We start from the raw sequence: 17,968 nt of genomic DNA on the forward strand, positions 1-17,968 counted from the left end.
CCGCTACGCGTGTGGTGCGAGCAGAAACCCGCCGATCATCCGGTGCATCTGCGCCGCCTGCGGGCTCGTTCCGAGCGCGCGCCAGCAGCCGTGCACCAGCCCTTCCCCCATCCAGTAACGCGCCACGCCGCCGGCCGCGACGATCCGTTCGACGTAGACGCGCGCATCGTCACGCAGCGGATCGTGCTGCGCGCCGATCGCGAGCACCGGCGGCAGCCCGTCGAAGCGCGACGCCGCGAGCGGCACCGACGCGCGCAGCAGCGGATCGGCGCTCAGTGCGGCTGCGTCGGCCTGCGCCCAGTACAGCGCGCGATAGCGACGAACGTCGTCGAGCGTGAGCATCGGCGCATGCGCTTCGGTGTCGCGCGCCGGTGCCTGCGGCTCGATGCCGAGCAGCGGGTACGCGAGCGCGATGCCGTCGAGGCCCGCTTCGCCGGCGTCGCGCAGCGCGGTCGCGACGGCCGCCGCGAGATTGCCGCCCGCGCTGTCGCCCGCGAGCGTCAGCGGCCGCGCGCACGGGCCGAACGGCCAGTGCGCCGCATCGCGCGCGGCGCGCGTGACGGCCAGGCAATCCTCGAGCGCGGCCGGCGCGCGATGCTCGGGCGCGAGCCGGTAAGCGACGGCGATCACCGCGAGCCCGGTGTCGGCCGCGAGCTGCGCGGTGATCAGCGCATGGCTGTCGAGCGAGCCGACGACGAAGCCGCCGCCATGGAAAAACAACACGGTGCCGCGCGGTGCGCCGTGCGCCGGCGCGTAGCGCCGCAGCGCGATCGCGGGCCCGTGCGGCGCGCGCCATAAGGCGTCGTGCCGCACGATGCCCGGCGGCAGTTCGGCGGGCGTCCACGCGGCCGCGAAGCGATCGTAGATGCGGCGTTGCTCGGCCGGCGAGCGCGCGGCCGTGCCGGCCGGATACGCGGCGTCGACCGCGGCGACGAACGCTGCGATTTGCGCTTCGAGCATCGCGTGCGCGCCGTCGTTCGCCGCGTCAGCGGCGCGGCGGCAGGCCGATCACGCGCCCCGCGTAGGCGGGCGCCGCGCAATCGAGCTGCAACGCGTGCAAGCCGGCCACGCGCGCGGCCACGTCGTCGTCGAACGGCGCCGATTTCGCGCCGCCGCGCGTCGCGACGTGCAGCAGCATCTGCTCGCTCGCCGCCACCGCGGCGTCGTACCCGTCGGCGAACAGTTCGAGATACAGATGCAGCCGCTTCGCATCGTGCGCGAGCACGCGCACGTCGACGCGCACGCGCGCACCCTCCTTGATTTCCTGCAGATAGTTGACGTGCGCTTCGAGCGTGTAGACCGAGCGGCCGCGCTCGCGGCGCGCGGCGTCGTCGAGGCCGATCCGGTCCAGCAGCGCGTCGGTCGCGAAGCTGAAGATCAGCAGATAGAACGCATCGCGCAGATGGCCGTTGTAGTCGACCCACTCGGGCCGCACGACGTCGTGGTAAATCGTCAGCGGAGTATCGCCGGTCATGTTGGTTCAATCCTCGAATCGCATCCCATACCGCGCCTTCACCGTCGCGATCGCGTCGAGCACCTCGGTGATGCACTCGTCGCGATAGCGCTCGAGCTCCTTGATGCTGCGCGTGCCCTGCTGTTCGCGGGTGCCGTCGACGACGCGGTCGATCAGCGCATCGGTCAGCTGCGGCGCGACCAGCTTCGTCCACGGCAGTTCGAGCGCGGGGCCGAACTGCTGCATGAAGTGTCGCATGCCCGCGTCGCCGCCCGCCAACGTGTAGGTCAGGAACGTGCCCATGAACGACCAGCGGATGCCCGCGCCGAAGCGGATCGCGTCGTCGATCTCGCCGGTCGTCGCGACGCCTTCGTCGACGAGATGCAACGCCTCGCGCCACAACGCCTCGAGCAGCCGGTCCGCGATGAAGCCCGGCACCTCCTTGCGCACGTGCAGCGGCCGCATGCCGAGCGTGCGATAGATCGTCATCGCCGCTTCGACGGCCTCCGGCGACGTGCGCTCGCCGCCGAGCACCTCGACGAGCGGCAGCAGATAGACCGGATTGAACGGATGGCCGACCACGCAGCGCTCCGGATGGGTGGCCCGCGCATAGAAGTCGGTCGGCAGCAGCCCGGACGTCGACGACGCGATGATCGCGTCCGGCTTCGCCGCGCGGCTGATCTGCTCGTGCAGTTCGAGCTTCAGCGCTTCGCGCTCGGGCGCGCTTTCCTGGATGAAGTCCGCGTCGGCGACGCACTCCGCGATCGTCGCTGCGAAACGCAGCCGCGCCGGGTCCGCGCCCGGCGCGAGGCCGACGCGCTCCAGCGCGGGCCATGCGTTCGCGACGCTCGCGCGCAGCCGCTCCGGCGCGCCCGGCGCCGGGTCCCACACGACCACGTCGAGACCGTGCGCGAGCGCACGGCAAATCCATCCGCTGCCGATCACGCCGGTGCCGATCGCGGCGAACGTCCTGATGTCGGTCTTCACTGCCATGTCAATGCATCCTTCGAAGCGAGGAAAATCGGACGGCGCGCGCGCAGCTGCGCGCCGCCGCAATGAATCGCTGAACTGCTGAACCGGCGCTCAGGCGAATTCGGTGATCGGGCGGCGCTCGAGCGCGCGCTCGCCGCGCGCCGGCAGGCCGAGCTTGCGACGCCCTTCGGCCGGCGTCAGCACGCGCCCGCCGAGGCGTTCGACGATTTCGCGCGCGCGCTCGACCAGCGTGCCGTTGGTCGCATGGACGCCGCGATCGAGCCAGATGTTGTCTTCGAGGCCGACCCGCACGTGGCCGCCGAGCAGCATCGCCTGCGCGACCATCGGCATCTGCATGCGGCCGATGCCGAAGCCGGCCCAGTGCGCGCCGGGCGGCAGATTGTCGACCATCGCCTTCATCGTGCCGGTGTCGGCTGGCGCGCCCCACGGGATGCCGAGGCACAGCTGGAACAGCGGCGGATCGTCGAGCAGCCCTTCCTTCAGCAGCTGCTTCGCGAACCACAGATGGCCCGTATCGAAGATCTCCAGCTCCGGCTTCACGCCGAGCTCCTGGATGCGCCGCGCGCCGGCGCGCAGCTGCGCGGGCGTCGACACGTAGATGTAGTCGCCGTCGCCGAAATTGAGCGTGCCGCAGTCGAGCGTGCAGATCTCGGGCAGCAGCTCCTCCACGTGCACGAGGCGCGTGAGGCCGCCGACGAGGTCGGTGCCCTGGCCGAAGCGCATCGGATCTTCGCCGGCGCCGATCTCCAGATCGCCGCCCATGCCGGCCGTCAGGTTGATGATCACGTCGACGTCGGCCGAGCGGATCCGGTCGACCACCTCGCGGTACAGGTGCGGGTCGCGGCTGCCGCGGCCCGTGTGCGGATCGCGCACGTGGCAGTGCGCGACGGTCGCGCCGGCCTTCGCCGCTTCGATCGCGGCGGCCGCGATCTGCTTCGGCGTGACCGGAATCGCCGGATGCTTGCCGACCGTATCGCCCGCACCGGTGACCGCACAGGTGATGATGACTTCATTGTTCATGCCGCTTACCCTCGCTTGATTCGGTTCGTGTCGTTCAGTTTTGCTCTTGCAGCGGACGCTGCGTCACAGGCCGAGATAGGCTTTCACCGCCGGCAGCCCGTCCTTGCCGTCGAACGTCTTGACGCCGGCGAGCCACGCATCGAGCACCTGCGGGTTCTTCTTCAGGTAGGCCTTCGCCGCGTCGGCCGGCTTGGTCTTGTTCATCACCGACTGCATCAGCTGGTTCTCCAGCTGCGTCGTGAAGCGCAGGTTCTCGACCAGCTTGCCGGCGTTCGGGCAGCGCGAGATGAAGTCGGAGGCGGTCAGCGTGTACACGCGCGCTTCGCCGTAGTTCGGGCCGAACGCCGCGTCGCCGCCGGCCAGATAGTTCATGCCGATCTGGATGTTCATCGGATGCGGCTCCCAGCCGAGGAACACGACCCACTTCTTGTCGCGGATCGCACGCTCGACCGTCACCAGCATCCCGGCTTCGCTCGACTCGACCAGCTTGAAGCCGCCGAGGCCGTACTGGTTCGTGTCGATCATCTTCTGGATCGTCGCGTTCGCGCTGCTGCCCGGCTCGATCCCGTAGATCTTGCCGTCGAGCTCCGCGCGATGCTTGGCGATGTCGTCGAAGGTCTTCAGGCCGGCCTGGTATTCGTAGCTCGGCACCGCGAGCGTCGCCTTCGCGCCCGACAGGTTCGGCGGCTCGACCACGTTGATCGACTTGCTGTCGAGGAACGGCTGCAGCTGCTTCTGCTGCACCGGCCACCAGTAGCCGAGCGACACGTCGAGCTGCTTGCTCTTCAGGCCGGCGAACGAGATCGGCACCGACGCGATCGTCGTCGTGGGCTTGTAGCCGAGCCCTTCGAACACCGTCGACGCGAGCGCCGTGGTGGACGTGATGTCGGTCCAGCCGATGTCGGCGAAGCGGACGTTGCGGCAGCTCGCCGCCTCCGTCTCGGCCTGCGCGGCAGTCGCGCATGCGCCGGTCGCCAGCACGGCCGCGGCGAACGCGGCGATCTTTGTCGACTTCATGGTCTTCTCTCCCGGTTGGACCGATGTCCGACGGGTTCGCGGAAGTGCGTCCCGGCCTGCATCGTGGGAGTAAAAGTAACGGGCCATATTGCCCGCAAGGCGACCGCCGGCGACCTGTTCTTGACTGTTTGCGACTATGAGTGGAAACCACTACGCGCGCGCAGCGGCTTGTGCGGCGGGGGTTTTACGGCGATCGCGGCGGGCGGGCGGTTGTCCGGATGCGGCGTCGGGACGGTGACGCGGAGGCGCCGCAACGGCGACGCGTCAGCGCCGTACGTCGACGTAGGTTTCGCGGCAGATGGCGCGCAGCGCGTCGACCAGCAGATCGCGCGTCGGCGCATGCGGTTCGGCCGCGCGCGTGAACAGCGCGATCGGCGGCAGCGTCCAGACCAGCGAGTAAGGCACGATCGCGACGCCCGCGATGCGCACCATTTCCTCGGCGATATCGGCCGGCACGATCGACACCGCATCGTCGCTCGACGCGATCATTTCGCCGATCAGCTTCGACGAGTAGCTCTCGACGATCGGCACCGGCGGCGCGATGCCGGCCGACAGGAACAGGTCGGTCACCTGCTCGCGCATCGGCGTGTGCGGCGCGCCGAGAATCCAGTCGAGCGCGCGCAGCTTCTCCCAGTCGAGCGGCATGCGGGCCAGCTTCGCGGCGAGACGCCGGCTCGCGATCATCCGCGGCTGCTGCTGATACAGCACTTCGAACGACACCTGCCCGAGATCGATCGCCGACGACGCGCGGCCGATCACCAGATCGACGCTGTGATCCTTCAGCTGCAGCAGCAACTGGTCGCTGGTGCCCTCGTGGATCGTCACGGTCAGACGCCGCTCCATCCCCGCCTGCAGCCGCTTGAGCGCCGCGGACAGCATCTGGCCCGAAATGAACGGGATCACGCCGATGTGCAGGTGGGCCGCATGGCCGGCCGCCACCGCCTCCATTTCGCGGGCCAGATGCTCGAGGTCCTTCAGCATCGCCTTCGCGCGCTCCAGCACGACCGCGCCGAGCGCGGTCGGCCGCATCCCGCGCGACGAGCGCTCGAACAGCGGCTTGCCGAACATGCTCTCCAGCTCGGACAGCGCGTTGGTCACGGCCGGCTGGCTGCTGGCCATGTGCTCCGCCACGCGCGTCAGCGAGCCGTGCTGCTGGATCTGCAGCAACAGCATCAGATGCCGCATCTTCAGCCGCGCACCGAGGCGCCGGACCACGTCGTTTGCGTCGAATGTCACCTTGGGACCGCCGCACCATCAGGAAAAAGTGATGGCCCGATATTAAAACAGAATCATCTCCTTATGGCCGATCCCTAGAATGGCCGTCATCGATCGCGTCGGGACTGGCCTGACGCACCTGCCCGGACCCAAAACATGAAACAGACAGAGACTCAGCAGCAAGCCGCGTACGACTATCACGAGTTTCCGACGCCGGGGAAGATCTCGGTCGTCGCCAGCAAGCCGCTCGTGACGCAGCGCGATCTGGCGCTGGCTTACACGCCGGGCGTCGCGAGCGTCTGCGAGTCGATCGCCGCCGAACCGCTGAACGCGCATCGCTTCACGAGCCGCGGCAATCTGGTGGGCGTGATCACCAACGGCACGGCGGTGCTGGGTCTGGGCAACATCGGCGCGCTCGCGTCGAAGCCGGTGATGGAAGGCAAGGCCGTGCTGTTCAAGAAGTTCGCCGGGATCGACGTGTTCGACATCGAGATCAACGAGACCGACCCGGACAAGCTGGTCGACATCATCGCCGGCCTCGAGCCGACCTTCGGCGGGATCAACCTCGAGGACATCAAGGCGCCCGAGTGCTTCACCGTCGAGCGCAAGCTGCGCGAGCGCATGAAGATCCCCGTGTTCCACGACGACCAGCACGGCACCGCGATCACCGTCGCGGCCGCGTTCATCAACGGGCTGAAGGTGGTCGGCAAGTCGATCTCGGACGTGAAGGTCGTGACCTCGGGCGCCGGCGCGGCCGCGCTCGCCTGCCTCGACCTGCTCGTCGACCTCGGGCTGCCGATCGAAAACGTGTGGGCGACCGACATCGAAGGCGTCGTCTACCGCGGCCGCACCACGCTGATGGACCCGGCCAAGGAGCGCTTCGCGCAGGAAACCGATGCGCGCACGCTGGCCGAGGTGATCGGCGGCGCCGACATCTTCCTCGGCCTGTCGGCCGGCGGCGTGCTGAAGCCGGAGATGCTGAGCGCGATGGCCGCGCGCCCGCTGATCCTCGCGCTCGCGAATCCGACGCCGGAGATCTTCCCGGAGCTCGCGCATGCGACCCGCGACGACGTCGTGATCGCGACCGGCCGCTCGGATTTCCCGAACCAGGTCAACAACGTGCTGTGCTTCCCGTACATCTTCCGCGGCGCACTCGACGTGGGCGCGACCACGATCACGCGTGAAATGGAAATCGCCGCGGTCCACGCGATCGCCGGTCTCGCGCAGGAAGAACAGAGCGACATCGTCGCGGCGGCCTATGGCGGCGACGAGGTGTCGTTCGGCCCGCAATACCTGATTCCGAAGCCGTTCGACCCGCGCCTGATCGTCCGTATCGCGCCGGCGGTGGCGAAGGCCGCGATCGAAGGCGGCGTCGCGACGCGCCCGCTCGCCGACCTCGACGCGTACGTCGAGCAGCTGCAGCAGTTCGTCTATCACTCGGGCGCGTTCATGAAGCCGCTGTTCGCGGCCGCGCGCCAGCTGGTGCGCGACGGCGGCAAGGCGCGCATCGTGTTCACCGAGGGCGAGGACGAACGCGTGCTGCGCGCGGTGCAGGTGATCGTCGACGAGAAGCTCGCGCGTCCGATCCTGGTCGGTCGCCCCGAGGTGCTGCTCGCGCGCATCGAGCGCTTCGGGCTGCGCCTGCGGCTCGGCCAGGACGTCGAGGTCACCAATCCGGAATACGACGAGCGCTTCCCGCAGTACTGGACGACGTATTGGGAACTGCGTTGCCGCGACGGCATCTCGAAGGAGATGGCGCGCGTCGAGATGCGCCGGCGCCTGACGCTGATCGGCGCGATGATGGTGCGGCTCGGCGATGCGGACGGGATGATCTGCGGGACCGTCGGCGAATATCACAACCACCTGCGCTTCGTCGACGAAGTGATCGGCAGGAAGCCCGATGCGTCGACCTACGCGGCGATGAACATCCTGCTGCTGAACCAGCGGACCGTCGCGCTCGTCGATACGCACGTCAACGACAACCCCGATGCGGAGCAGATCGCCGAATTCACGATCGCGGCGGCGCGCCAGATGGAATGGCTGAACCTGACGCCGAAGGTCGCGCTGCTGTCGCGTTCGAACTTCGGGTCGGGGAGCGCGGCGTCGGGCGCGAAGATGCGCAACGCGCTGGAGATCATCCGCGCGCAGGCGCCGGACATCCAGGCCGACGGCGAGATGCACGGCGACTGCGCGCTCGACGAGTCGCTGCGCTTGCGGCTGCTGCCGATGTCGCCGCTCAAGGGCGCGGCAAACCTGCTCGTGTGCCCGAACGTCGACGCCGGCAACATCGCGTACAACCTGCTCAAGACCGAAGCGGGCAGCAACGTCGCGGTCGGGCCGTTCCTGCTCGGCGTCAATGCGCCGGTGAACATCCTCACGTCGAGCGCGACCGTGCGGCGGATCGTGAACATGACCGCGCTGACGGTGATCGAGGCGAATCGCAACGCGGCGGCGTAACGACCACGGACGAGGGGCGGCCGAGGCGGCCCCTCGTCCGGTGCTGCGCACCGCCCGTTGCGCTTATACGATGCGCTCCAGCGCAGCGGCGAAGCGCGCCACCGCCGCATCGACGTCATGCAGCTTGTCGAGGCCGAACAGGCCGATGCGGAAGGTCTTGAAGTCGGCCGGCTCGTCGCATTGCAGCGGCACGCCGGCCGCGATCTGCACGCCCACGTCGGCAAACTTCTTGCCGGAACGGATCCCGTCGTCGTCGGTATAGCTGACGACCACGCCCGGCGCCTCGAAGCCTTCGGCCGCCACGCTGCGAAACCCCTTCTGCGCGAGCAACGCGCGAATCCGCGCGCCGAGCTCGAGCTGCTCGGCCTTCACCTTGTCGAAGCCGTACGCCAGTGTTTCGGCGATGACGTCGCGCAGCGTCGCGAGGCTGTCGGTCGGCATCGTCGCGTGATACGCGAAGCCGCCGTTCTCGTACGCCTCCATGATCTGCAGCCACTTGCGCAGATCGCACGCGAAGCTGGTGCTGGTGGTCGCGTCGATCCGCTCGCGCGCCAGCGCGCCGAGCATCACCAGTCCGCAGCCGGGCGAGGCGCTCCAGCCCTTCTGCGGCGCGCTGATCAGCACGTCGACGCCGGTCGCCTCCATGTCGACCCACACCGTGCCGGACGCGATGCAATCGAGCACGAACATCCCGCCGACCGCATGCACGGCGTCCGCCACCGCGCGCAGATACGCGTCGGGCAGCATCATGCCGGAGGCGGTCTCGACGTGCGGCGCGAACACGAGGTCCGGCTTGTGCTCGCGAATCGCGGCGACCACTTCGTCGAGCGGCGCAGGCGCATAGGCGGCCTGCCGGCCCGGCTCGACCGGACGCGCCTTCAGCACGATCGCTTCGGACGGAATGCCGCCCATCTCGAAGATCTGCGACCAGCGGAAGCTGAACCAGCCGTTGCGGATCACGAGGCATTTGCGGTTGGTCGCGAACTGCCGCGCGACGGCCTCCATGCCGAAGGTCCCGCTGCCCGGCACGATGGCGACGGCCTTCGCGTGGTAGACCTGCTTCAACGCAGCGGAAATGTCGCGCATCACGTGCTGGAAGCGCTGCGACATGTGATTGATCGACCGGTCGGTGTACACCACCGAATATTCGAGAAGCCCGTCGCGGTCGACATCGGGAAGTAATCCTGGCACGTTCGCCTCCGGTAAGGAATCTGGCATGGGATGAGCGCGCGCGGCATCCGGGCGGACGCCGCCGCTGCAATACAACATCGGATGACGGTTGCATCGACGACGACCGATTCTAGCGAAAGCCGCTGCGCTTGGTACGACGGGGCGCGGAGGCGCGCTGCACGTTGCCGCGCCGCTCGCCTACCTCGGCCACCGCCAGCTCGGCTCCGACAGATGTTCGGCGAAGAAGTCGGACAGCGCGGCGATCTTCGCCGGCCGGGCGCGCGCGGAAGGCGTGATGAAGTACAGGCCGCCCTTGGTGAGCGACCAGTCGGTCAGGATCGCTTCGAGCCGGCCGTCGGCCAGATATTCGCCGGCGATGAACTCCGGCAGCTCGCCGATCGCGAGCCCTTCGAGCAGCGTCGGCAGCAGCGCGTCGGAATTCGTGACGCGCAGCGGCCCGTTCGGCAGGATCGGCTCTTCTTCGCCAGCGTCGTTCGTGAAGCGCCACACGTCGCTGTGCGCGCGGTACGCATACGACAGGCATGCGCGCCCGGCCAGATCGCGCGGATGCGTCGGCCGGCCTTCGCGCGCCAGATAGGCCGGCGACGCGACCACGTATTGCGTCACCGCGCACAGGCGCCGCGCGACCAGCGACGAATCGGGCAGCGCGGCGATCCGCAGCGCGGCATCGAAACCGTCGGCGATCAGATCGACCGACGCATCCGACAGATGCAGGTCGATCGACACTTCCGGATAGGCGCGAAAGAACGCCGGCAACAGCGGCGCGACCCAACGCAGCCCGAACGACATCGGCACCGCGAGCCGCACGAGCCCGCGCGGCTGCACGGCCATCTCGCGCGCGGCGCTCTCCGCCTCTTCCGCGTGGCGATACATGTCGCCCGCCTTTTCGCACAAGGTCCGGCCGAACTCGGTGAGCGCGAGCTGCCGCGACGTGCGGTTGAAGAGCCGCCCGCCGAGCCGGTCTTCCAGGCGCGCGACGCCGCGCGACACGGTCGCCACCGACACGCCCATCGAGCGGGCCGCCGCCGCGAACGAGCCCTCCTCGGCGACCTTCGCGAACATCGCGAGCCCCTCGAAGTCAGGCAATCTGGCCATTTCCCCTCATCTTTTCATTTATGCAACGTTGGCTTGCAATCAATTCTATTTCGAAAGCCTGGGTGCGTCGATATTCTCCTTACATCGCAGCACGTAACACGAACCCCCTCATCCAGATATCGAAAGGAGAAGCACCATGGCACGCAAGCTCGACAACAAGATCGCACTCGTCACCGGCGGCACCAGCGGGATCGGCCTCGCGACCGCCCAGCGCTTCGCCGCGGAAGGCGCCCACGTCTACGTGACCGGCCGCCGTCAGGCCGAACTCGACGCCGCGGTCGGCTCGATCCGCGACAACGGCGGCAGCGCGACCGGCGTGCGGATCGACTCGACGAAGCTCGACGAACTCGACGCGCTGTACGCGCAGATCGGCGAAGAACGCGGCCGCCTCGACGTGCTGTTCGCGAACGCGGGCGGCGGCTCGATGCTGCCGTTCGGCAGCATCACCGAAGAGCACTTCGACGACACGTTCGATCGCAACGTGAAAGGCGTGCTGTTCACGGTGCAAAAGGCGCTGCCGCTGCTGGCCGACCGCGCGTCGGTGATCCTCACCGGCTCGACGGCAGCCAGCGCCGGCACCGCGGCGTTCAGCGTGTATGCGGCGTCGAAGGCCGCGGTACGCTCGTTCGCACGCAACTGGATTCTCGACCTCAAGGAGCGCGGCATCCGCGTGAACACGATCAGCCCCGGTGCGACGCGTACGCCGGGCCTGCTCGACCTCGCCGGCCAGGACGCCGCGCAGCGTCAGGGGCTCGCCGACTATCTGGCTTCGCTGATTCCGATGGGGCGCCTCGGCGAACCCGAGGAAATCGCGGGCGCTGCGCTGTTCCTCGCGTCGGACGATGCGAGCTTCGTGAACGGCATCGAGCTGTTCGTCGACGGCGGTCAGCAGCAGATCTGAACATGATGAGGCTGCGGCGGTTAGACCGGCGGCACGCGCCACGCCGAGACGCCGGTCAGCGCTGCCGCCGCGCGCCGGGGCCTCATCCGCCTCGGAAATTTCGCGACCGTCTACAACACGCAATTCGGCGAGCTGCCGTCGGCGACCACACGCCGAGCGTTTCGCGGGCCAGTCGATGTATTCCCTGTACCGCCTGATCCCGCTGAACTTCGATCTCGTCGCCCGCTTCTCGGTCGAGCGGCTGCAGCGGCCGTCGCACGAAAATACGCGGAGCGCCGCGCAAACCCGCGATAATCCAGTGTCGAGCGTCCGGCGCGCGCTGCGCCCCGCTCGCCGCCCGGCCTTCATCCGATTCGACGCGACCCCGCGATGCCCGAGGATTTCCACTTCCTGTTGCTGCCCGGCTTCTCCGCGCTCGGCTTCATGTCCGCGGTCGAACCGCTGCGGGTCGCGAACCGGTTCCGCACCGAGTTGTACCGCTGGCACGTGATCAGCGCGGACGGCGCGCCCGTCGCCGCGAGCAACGGCATCCCGGTGGCGGCCGAGGCCGCCTATGCGGACGTCGGGCAGGTCGACACGGTGTTCGTCGTCGCCGGCTTCGATCCGCTCGCCTGCTACGACCGCGCGCTCGCCGACTGGCTGCGCCGCCAGCACCGGCACGGCGCGACGCTCGGCGGCATCGACACCGGCAGCTTCGTGCTCGCGGAAGCCGGGCTGTTCGACGCGTCGCAAACGCTGACGCTGCACTGGGAGGCGCTCGCCGCGTTCCGCGAGCGTTACCCGCGCCTGAACGCGACGCAGGAGCTGTTCGAGATCGACGAGCGGCGCATCACCTGCGCGGGCGGCACCGCGTCGATCGACATGATGCTCGACCTGATCGGCCGGCGGCACGGCGCCGATCTCGCCGCGGCGATCTCCGAGCAGTTCGTCGTGAGCCGCATCCGGCCGCGCTCGGACAGCCAGCGCCTCGAGATCGCCGCGCGCTACGGCGTGCACAACCGCAAGCTGATCCAGGTGATCGATTCGATGCAGCGGCACATGGAGACGCCGCTCGGCTCCGACGCGCTCGCGCAGGAGGTGTCGATCACGCGACGCCAGCTCGAACGGCTGTTCAGCGCGACGCTGAACGACACGCCGACGCGCTTCTATCTGAACCTGCGGCTCGATCGCGCCCGCGAGCTGCTGCAGCAGACCGACATGAGCATCACGTCGGTGTGCGTCGCGTGCGGGTTCGAATCGCCGTCGCATTTCTCGCGCACGTACCGCACGCGCTTCGGCGTGAGCCCGCGCAGCGACCGCGGCGGCCTCGCGCCAAAGCGCTGAGCGATGCGGGGCGCGGTACGAACCGATGCGTTGCCGTGCGCCGCGGCGACGGCCGTCAATTCCCGTACATGTCGAAGTCGAAGTACTTCGACTCGATCTTGCGATACGTGCCGTCGCTGCGAATCTGCGCGATCGCGCGATTCAGCGCGTCGCGCAGGTCGGTATCGGCCTTGCGCACGCCGATCGCGTCGCCGTTGCCCATGATCCGCGGATCGAACACGACGCCGCCCGCGAACGAGAAGCCCTTGCCGCGCGGCGTCGCCAGGAAGCCGAGCTGGCCCTGCACCGCATCCATCAGCACGCCGTCGATGCGCCCCGTCACGAGGTCCGCATACGCCTGGTCGTAGCTCGGGTACGGCACGACCTCGACCTTCGCCGGCGCCCATTTCTCGCGCGCATAGGTCTCCTGGATCGTCCCCTGTTCGACCGCGATGCGCTTGCCGGCGAGCTTCGCCGCGTCGGGCAGCAGCCCGGCGCCCGTGCGGGCGATCAGGCGCGTCTGGTTGCGGTACAGGCGGTCGGTGAAGTCGATCTGCTGGCGGCGCTGTTCGGTCGCGGCCATCGACGACAGGATCACGTCGAACTTGCGCGCCTGCAGGCCCGGAATCAGTCCGTCGAAGCTGCTCGACACCCACACGCATTTCGCGTTCAGCTTCGCGCACAGCGCATTGCCGAGGTCGACGTCGAAGCCCTGCACGCTGCCGTCGGTCGCGGTCGATTCGAACGGCGGATAGGTCGGGTCCACGCCGATGCGGATCGTCGTCCACTCCTTCGCCGACGCCAGCGTCGCGAAGGCCATCGTGGCGGCGGAAAGCAGGATCGTGATGCGGGTCTTGTTCTTCATGGTCAGGCTCCGTTCGGGTGGGCAAGCTGGGGCATGCGCGGGCCGTGCGTCAGCTCGGGAATTCGCCGCGCCGGAAATCGTTCGACAGTTCAAGCGCGTCGGCCATCTCGCCGACGGTCACGGGCTTGATCGGCGCGCGGATCCGGTAGTGGCCCACGTCGCCGACGTCGCGCCGCTGCACGTCGGCGATCAGTTCGCCGACCGTCGTGCTGCACCAGCGCCCCTGGCACGGCCCCATTCCACAGCGCGTGAACGCCTTCATCTGGTTCGGCCCCGGACAGCCGAGCGCCGCGAGGCCGCGTATTTCGGCGGCCGTGATCTCCTCGCAGCGGCATACGATGGTGTCGCCGTCGGGGCGGCGCAGCATGGCGGGCGGCGTATAGAGCGCATCGAGCAGAGGACGCACGGCGAGATGACGGCGCCGCGCACGCAGCAACGGGCGCTCGCGTTCGGCCTGCGCGTGCCGATCGAGCACGCCGAGCGCGGCAGCAACGTCGAGCGCGGCGACTTCGCCCGCCAGTGCCGCGGCCTGCGCGCCGCCGATGCCGGCGCCGTCGCCGGCAATCCAGACCGGCGCGACGCTGCTGCGGCCGCGCGCGTCGCATTGCGGCCGCCAGCATGCCGCGCGTCCGTCCCATTCATGCGCGCAGCCGAGCGCGCGCGCGAGCTGCGTCGACGGAATCACGCCCTGGTGCAACAGCACGAGCGACGTGTCGAGCGAATGCGCGATGCCGTGCGCGTCGCGAAAGTGGATGGCTTGCGCGCGGCCGTCGCCGTCGATCCGCACGTCGGTCGCGCCGCGATGAACCGCGATGCCCGCATCGCGCACCGCACGCAGCATGCGCCAGCCCTTGAGCAGATAGTCGGCGCCGCGCAGCGCCGGCAGCGCGTGCGGAAGCGCACGGCGCCACGCATCGCGCGGCGTCGTGTCGACCAGCGCGCGCACGCGCCTGCCCGCGTTCAGCAATTGCGCCGCGAACAGCCACAGCAGCGGGCCGCTGCCGGCGAGCACGGTGTCGGCCGACGGCGCGAGCCCCGACGATTTCAGCAACGACTGCGCGGCGCCGACGCCCATCACGCCCGGCAGCGTCCAGCCCGGTATCGGCCACGGCCGCTCCTGCGCGCCGGCCGCGATCAGCACCGCGCGCGCGCCGATTTCGAGCGTGCCGCCCGACGGACCGCTTCGCGTCAGCATCGCGACCGGCTCCGGCTCCAACGCCACCTGCCATACCGTGCTGCGCGGCAGATAACGCGCGCCGCTCGCATGCAACGCGTCGACGAGCGGCCGGCCGGCGACGTAATCCCTGCCGAGCCAGCGCGCGAGTTCGGCAGGCGCGGCCGCGACGTTGCGATAGATCTGGCCGCCGGCCGCCGTGCCTTCGTCGGCGACCACGACCGACAGCCCCGCCTTGCATGCGGCGGCGGCCGCAGCCATCCCGGCCGGCCCGGCGCCGACGATCAGCAGATCGCACTGGCTGCGCGTCATGCCAGCCTCGCGCGGCCATGCATCGCACGCACCTGCATCCCGTCGCGCACGGGCGTCATGCAGCCCTGCACGTTCGGCACGCCGTCGATGTCGACGAGACAGTCGAAGCACACGCCCATCATGCAGAACGGGCCGCGCGGCGCGCCGCCAACGGCGCTGGCGCGGCACGCGAGCACGCCCGCGGCGAGCAACGCGGCGGCGACGCTGTAGTGCGCGGGCACGTCGTGCGGCGTGCCGTCGAAATGGATGCGCACGCGCTCGCGCGTCGCGGCGGCGGGAACGATGGATTCAAACATGCCGGTGCTCCGGGGGCGCGGCGAAGCGCGCGGTGTTGAAGGCGGACAGGTCGGCCGGTGCGGCGTCGCCTGCGATCCAGGGCGCGACGAGGTCGGCATGCGCGGCCGCGAGCGTCACGCCGCTGTGGCAGATCGCGACGAACGCGCCGGGATGCGTAGTCGACGCTTCGTACACGGGCAGCCCGTCGGGCGTCATGATGCGCAGCGCGCCCCAGGCGCGGACGATGCGCGCATGCGCGAGCACCGGAAACGCGGTGCGTGCGCGGCGTGCGATGTCGACCATCGCGGCACGTGTCTGGCCGTCGTCGAAGCCGACGTCTTCCGCCGAATCGCCGAGCAGCACCGAGCCTTCTGGCGTCTGACGCACGACCAGCGTCGGATAGTCGAGAAACGGCGTGAGCCGTTCGGTGACCATGATCTGGCCGCGCAGCGGCGCGATCGGCGCGTGCATGTCGACCATCGGCGCGAGGCGTGCATTGTCGAGTCCGGCCGCGAGCACGATGCGCCCGGCTTCGAGACGGCCTTCGCGCGTGTCGATCTCGAAGCGCCCGGCACGCGGACGGATCTCGTTCACCGGGTTGCGCGGCAGATAGACGCCGCCGCTTTGCACGAACGCCTGCAGCATCGCGCGCAGCGTATAGAGCGGATTCGCATGGCCGTCGTTCGGCGACCACAGCGCGCCGGCGAGCGCAGCGGACGCCGCGGGGATCCGTCTGCGCAGCGCGGCCGCATCGAGCACTTCGTACGACAGCGCCGCGTCCTGCCGATGCAGCGACTCGAGCAGCGCGGTCGCGCTCGCGAGTTCGTCGGCGTGCTCGAACAGTTCGATGCCGCCGGGGCGTTCGAAACCGCAGTTCACGCCGGTTTCTCGCTGCAGCTGCGCCGCGAAGGCATGCCAGCGCTCCGACGATTCGCGCGACCAGCGCGCATACGGCAGGCAGCGCCCGCCCTTGCCCTGCACCCAGACGAGCCCGAAGTTGCCGCGGGCCGCGCGAAACGCGATGTCGTCGCCGTCGCACACGGCGACGCGCTTGCCGGCGCGTGCGATGCCCCACGCGAGCGCCATGCCGACGAGGCCGCCGCCGGCGACGACGACGTCGAAGCCGCGTGTGCTCATGTGCGGCTCCGCGGCGAGCCGGTCGGTCGATGCGTGTTATGGGCCATGTCGGCGCGGTTCCTTGAATATATATCGTTGATGAACCGATGTTCGGGCAGGCAAAATAGGCTGTCCAATACAGCTTGATCAACGACCCATAATCCAGTGTTATGACCACGCCATCCCTGAGAATCCGGCAGATCGAAGCGTTCCGCGCGGTGATGCAACGCCATACCGTCACGCGCGCGGCGCGCGATCTGCATATCTCGCAGCCGGCCGTGAGCCGGCTGATCGCCGATCTCGAGGATCGCGTCGGCTTCGTGCTGTTCGAGCGCCAGCAGGGACGCTTCACGCCTACCGCGCAGGCGCGCGTGCTGTACGAGGAGGTCGAGCGCGCGTTCGTCGGGCTCGATCGCGTCGCGCAGGCCGCCGAGCAGATCCGCGCGATGCGGCGCGGCACGCTGCGCGTGGCCGGCTCGCCGGCCGTCGCGCTCGACCTGCTGCCGGAACTCGTCACGCGTTTCTCGCACGCGCATCCGGGCGTCGACATCACGCTGCTCGCGCACAGCGCGTCCACCGTGGTCGACAAGGTCGCGTCGGGCCAGTGCGACGTCGGCTTGATCGCGGAGCCGGTCCCGCATCCGGCGGTGCGCACCGAGCGTCTCGCGGAAGGCGCGATGTGCTGCATCGTGCCGCGCGGGCACCGGCTCGCGCGCAAGCGCGTGGTGCGGCCGGCCGATCTGAGCGGCGAGTCGTTCATCTCGTTTCCGCCGAGCTTCGACGCGCGCAGCGCGATCGACCGCTTGTTCGTCGAGGCCGGCGTGTCGCGCGTGCTGTCGATCGAGGCGCAGCTGTCGCAGACGATCGTCGCCTTCGTCGCGAACGGCGCCGGCGTCGCGCTGATCGATCCGGTGACGGCGGCCTTTGCCGGGCATCGCGTGGCCGTGAAGCCGTTCGAGCCGGCCGTGCCCGATCACTTCTATCTGGTGACGTCCGCGTCGCAGCCGCTGTCGATGCTCGGCGATGCATTCTGTGTGGAGTTGCGCGACGCCTTCACGCGGATGCGCGATCGACGCGGCGAATGAACGAGGCAGAAGGCGAACGCTAGCGATCGCGCAGCCAGTGCGCGCACGGCATGCGCACGCGGCCCGCGCCGGGCAGGCCCGTCATTCCGGATAGAATCGTCGTCCATCCACTTCCGCGATACGGTGCGCCGCCATGACCGACCTTTCCCGCTCCGCCGATGCGCTCACGCCCGCACGCGTCACGACCGCCTTCGATCTGCCGGGCCACACGACCGTCCGCTCGCTCGGCGTCGCGCAGGGCATCATCGTGCGTTCGCGCTCGATCGTCGGCTCGTTCGGCGCGGCGCTGCAGACCATCTTCGGCGGCAACATCACGCTCTATACGTCGCTGTGCGAGAAGGCGCGCGAGCAGGCATTCGAGAAGATGCTCGCGGATGCGCGCAAGCTCGGCGCGAACGCGATCGTCGCGATGCGCTACGACTCGACCGAGATCGGCTCGGGCGTCACCGAAGTGATCTGCTACGGCACCGCGGTGTGCGTGACGCCCGATGCGTGA

Annotated in this window: 17 protein-coding genes and 1 pseudogene; 6 read left to right on the top strand and 12 right to left on the bottom strand. The window is 69.3% G+C overall.

The annotated features are described in order from the left end of the window. Positions 1–3: 3 nt before the first annotated feature. The 6 genes from C3Y15_RS03535 to C3Y15_RS03560 form a co-directional block, all read right to left on the bottom strand. Positions 4–960, bottom strand: a complete 957-nt coding sequence (locus tag C3Y15_RS03535) for an alpha/beta hydrolase (RefSeq protein WP_059460593.1) — start codon at positions 958–960, stop codon at positions 4–6. A 25-nt stretch (positions 961–985) separates the two neighbouring features. Continuing rightward, the gene (locus tag C3Y15_RS03540; protein WP_011880744.1) at positions 986–1,474 is read right to left on the bottom strand and encodes a thioesterase family protein; all 489 of its coding nucleotides are present in this window, start codon (positions 1,472–1,474) and stop codon (positions 986–988) included. A 6-nt stretch (positions 1,475–1,480) separates the two neighbouring features. Continuing rightward, positions 1,481–2,446 (bottom strand): L-carnitine dehydrogenase, encoded by a 966-nt coding sequence (locus C3Y15_RS03545; RefSeq protein WP_059562064.1) that lies wholly within the window; start codon positions 2,444–2,446, stop codon positions 1,481–1,483. A 90-nt stretch (positions 2,447–2,536) separates the two neighbouring features. Then, positions 2,537–3,466, bottom strand: a complete 930-nt coding sequence (locus tag C3Y15_RS03550; protein ID WP_060122702.1) for a 3-keto-5-aminohexanoate cleavage protein — start codon at positions 3,464–3,466, stop codon at positions 2,537–2,539. A 63-nt stretch (positions 3,467–3,529) separates the two neighbouring features. Beyond that, complete coding sequence (locus tag C3Y15_RS03555; RefSeq protein ID WP_059669151.1) at positions 3,530–4,483, bottom strand: choline ABC transporter substrate-binding protein; 954 nt, start codon at positions 4,481–4,483, stop codon at positions 3,530–3,532. A gap of 264 nt (positions 4,484–4,747) precedes the next feature. Then, complete coding sequence (locus C3Y15_RS03560) at positions 4,748–5,719, bottom strand: LysR substrate-binding domain-containing protein (RefSeq protein WP_069246426.1); 972 nt, start codon at positions 5,717–5,719, stop codon at positions 4,748–4,750. A 135-nt stretch (positions 5,720–5,854) separates the two neighbouring features. Here C3Y15_RS03560 and C3Y15_RS03565 point away from each other — a divergent pair, with 135 nt between their 5' ends. Further along, positions 5,855–8,155 carry an NADP-dependent malic enzyme gene (locus C3Y15_RS03565; protein WP_011880749.1) on the top strand — a complete coding sequence of 767 codons (2,301 nt, stop codon included), beginning with the start codon at positions 5,855–5,857 and terminating at the stop codon, positions 8,153–8,155. 63 nt (positions 8,156–8,218) lie between these two features. Here C3Y15_RS03565 and C3Y15_RS03570 read toward each other — a convergent pair whose 3' ends face one another. Next, positions 8,219–9,346, bottom strand: coding sequence for an aminotransferase class V-fold PLP-dependent enzyme (locus C3Y15_RS03570; protein ID WP_069240435.1), 1,128 nt, complete (start codon positions 9,344–9,346; stop codon positions 8,219–8,221). Between the two features lie 177 nt (positions 9,347–9,523). After that, positions 9,524–10,441, bottom strand: a complete 918-nt coding sequence (locus C3Y15_RS03575; RefSeq protein ID WP_059460596.1) for a LysR family transcriptional regulator — start codon at positions 10,439–10,441, stop codon at positions 9,524–9,526. A gap of 136 nt (positions 10,442–10,577) precedes the next feature. Here C3Y15_RS03575 and C3Y15_RS03580 point away from each other — a divergent pair, with 136 nt between their 5' ends. The 3 genes and pseudogenes from C3Y15_RS03580 (at position 10,578) to C3Y15_RS03590 (ending at position 12,665) form a co-directional block, all read left to right on the top strand. After that, positions 10,578–11,342 carry an SDR family oxidoreductase gene (locus C3Y15_RS03580; RefSeq protein ID WP_014723959.1) on the top strand — a complete coding sequence of 255 codons (765 nt, stop codon included), beginning with the start codon at positions 10,578–10,580 and terminating at the stop codon, positions 11,340–11,342. A 148-nt stretch (positions 11,343–11,490) separates the two neighbouring features. Further along, positions 11,491–11,589, top strand: a pseudogene (locus C3Y15_RS03585) (glycosyltransferase); the annotation flags it as partial. 122 nt (positions 11,590–11,711) lie between these two features. After that, positions 11,712–12,665: a GlxA family transcriptional regulator gene (locus C3Y15_RS03590; protein WP_060091591.1), complete on the top strand. Its 954-nt coding sequence runs from the start codon at positions 11,712–11,714 to the stop codon at positions 12,663–12,665. Positions 12,666–12,720: 55 nt separating this feature from the next. Here the strand turns inward: C3Y15_RS03590 and C3Y15_RS03595 are convergent, their stop codons facing one another. From C3Y15_RS03595 to C3Y15_RS03610, 4 genes are read right to left on the bottom strand one after another with little or no spacing between them, the layout of a single operon-like run. Further along, positions 12,721–13,509, bottom strand: coding sequence for an ABC transporter substrate-binding protein (locus C3Y15_RS03595; protein WP_011880754.1), 789 nt, complete (start codon positions 13,507–13,509; stop codon positions 12,721–12,723). A 49-nt stretch (positions 13,510–13,558) separates the two neighbouring features. Then, positions 13,559–14,995, bottom strand: coding sequence for a (2Fe-2S)-binding protein (locus C3Y15_RS03600; protein ID WP_059889069.1), 1,437 nt, complete (start codon positions 14,993–14,995; stop codon positions 13,559–13,561). Further along, complete coding sequence (locus C3Y15_RS03605; RefSeq protein ID WP_045577731.1) at positions 14,992–15,291, bottom strand: (2Fe-2S)-binding protein; 300 nt, start codon at positions 15,289–15,291, stop codon at positions 14,992–14,994. Before C3Y15_RS03605 ends, C3Y15_RS03600 begins: the two co-directional genes overlap by 4 nt. Beyond that, positions 15,284–16,408: an FAD-dependent oxidoreductase gene (locus C3Y15_RS03610; protein ID WP_059739347.1), complete on the bottom strand. Its 1,125-nt coding sequence runs from the start codon at positions 16,406–16,408 to the stop codon at positions 15,284–15,286. The genes C3Y15_RS03605 and C3Y15_RS03610 overlap by 8 nt, the downstream gene beginning before the upstream one ends. 149 nt (positions 16,409–16,557) lie before the next feature. On the opposite strand from C3Y15_RS03610, the gene C3Y15_RS03615 reads away from it, so the two are divergent. Together C3Y15_RS03615 and C3Y15_RS03620 are read left to right on the top strand one after the other, a co-directional pair. After that, positions 16,558–17,472, top strand: coding sequence for a LysR family transcriptional regulator (locus tag C3Y15_RS03615; RefSeq protein ID WP_011880758.1), 915 nt, complete (start codon positions 16,558–16,560; stop codon positions 17,470–17,472). Between the two features lie 133 nt (positions 17,473–17,605). Beyond that, a complete protein-coding gene (locus tag C3Y15_RS03620; protein ID WP_034195486.1) occupies positions 17,606–17,968 on the top strand; it encodes a YbjQ family protein in 363 nt (120 codons plus the stop codon).

The sequence above is a fragment of the Burkholderia sp. B10 genome (genome assembly GCF_004368385.1).
Lineage (GTDB): Bacteria > Pseudomonadota > Gammaproteobacteria > Burkholderiales > Burkholderiaceae > Burkholderia > Burkholderia vietnamiensis.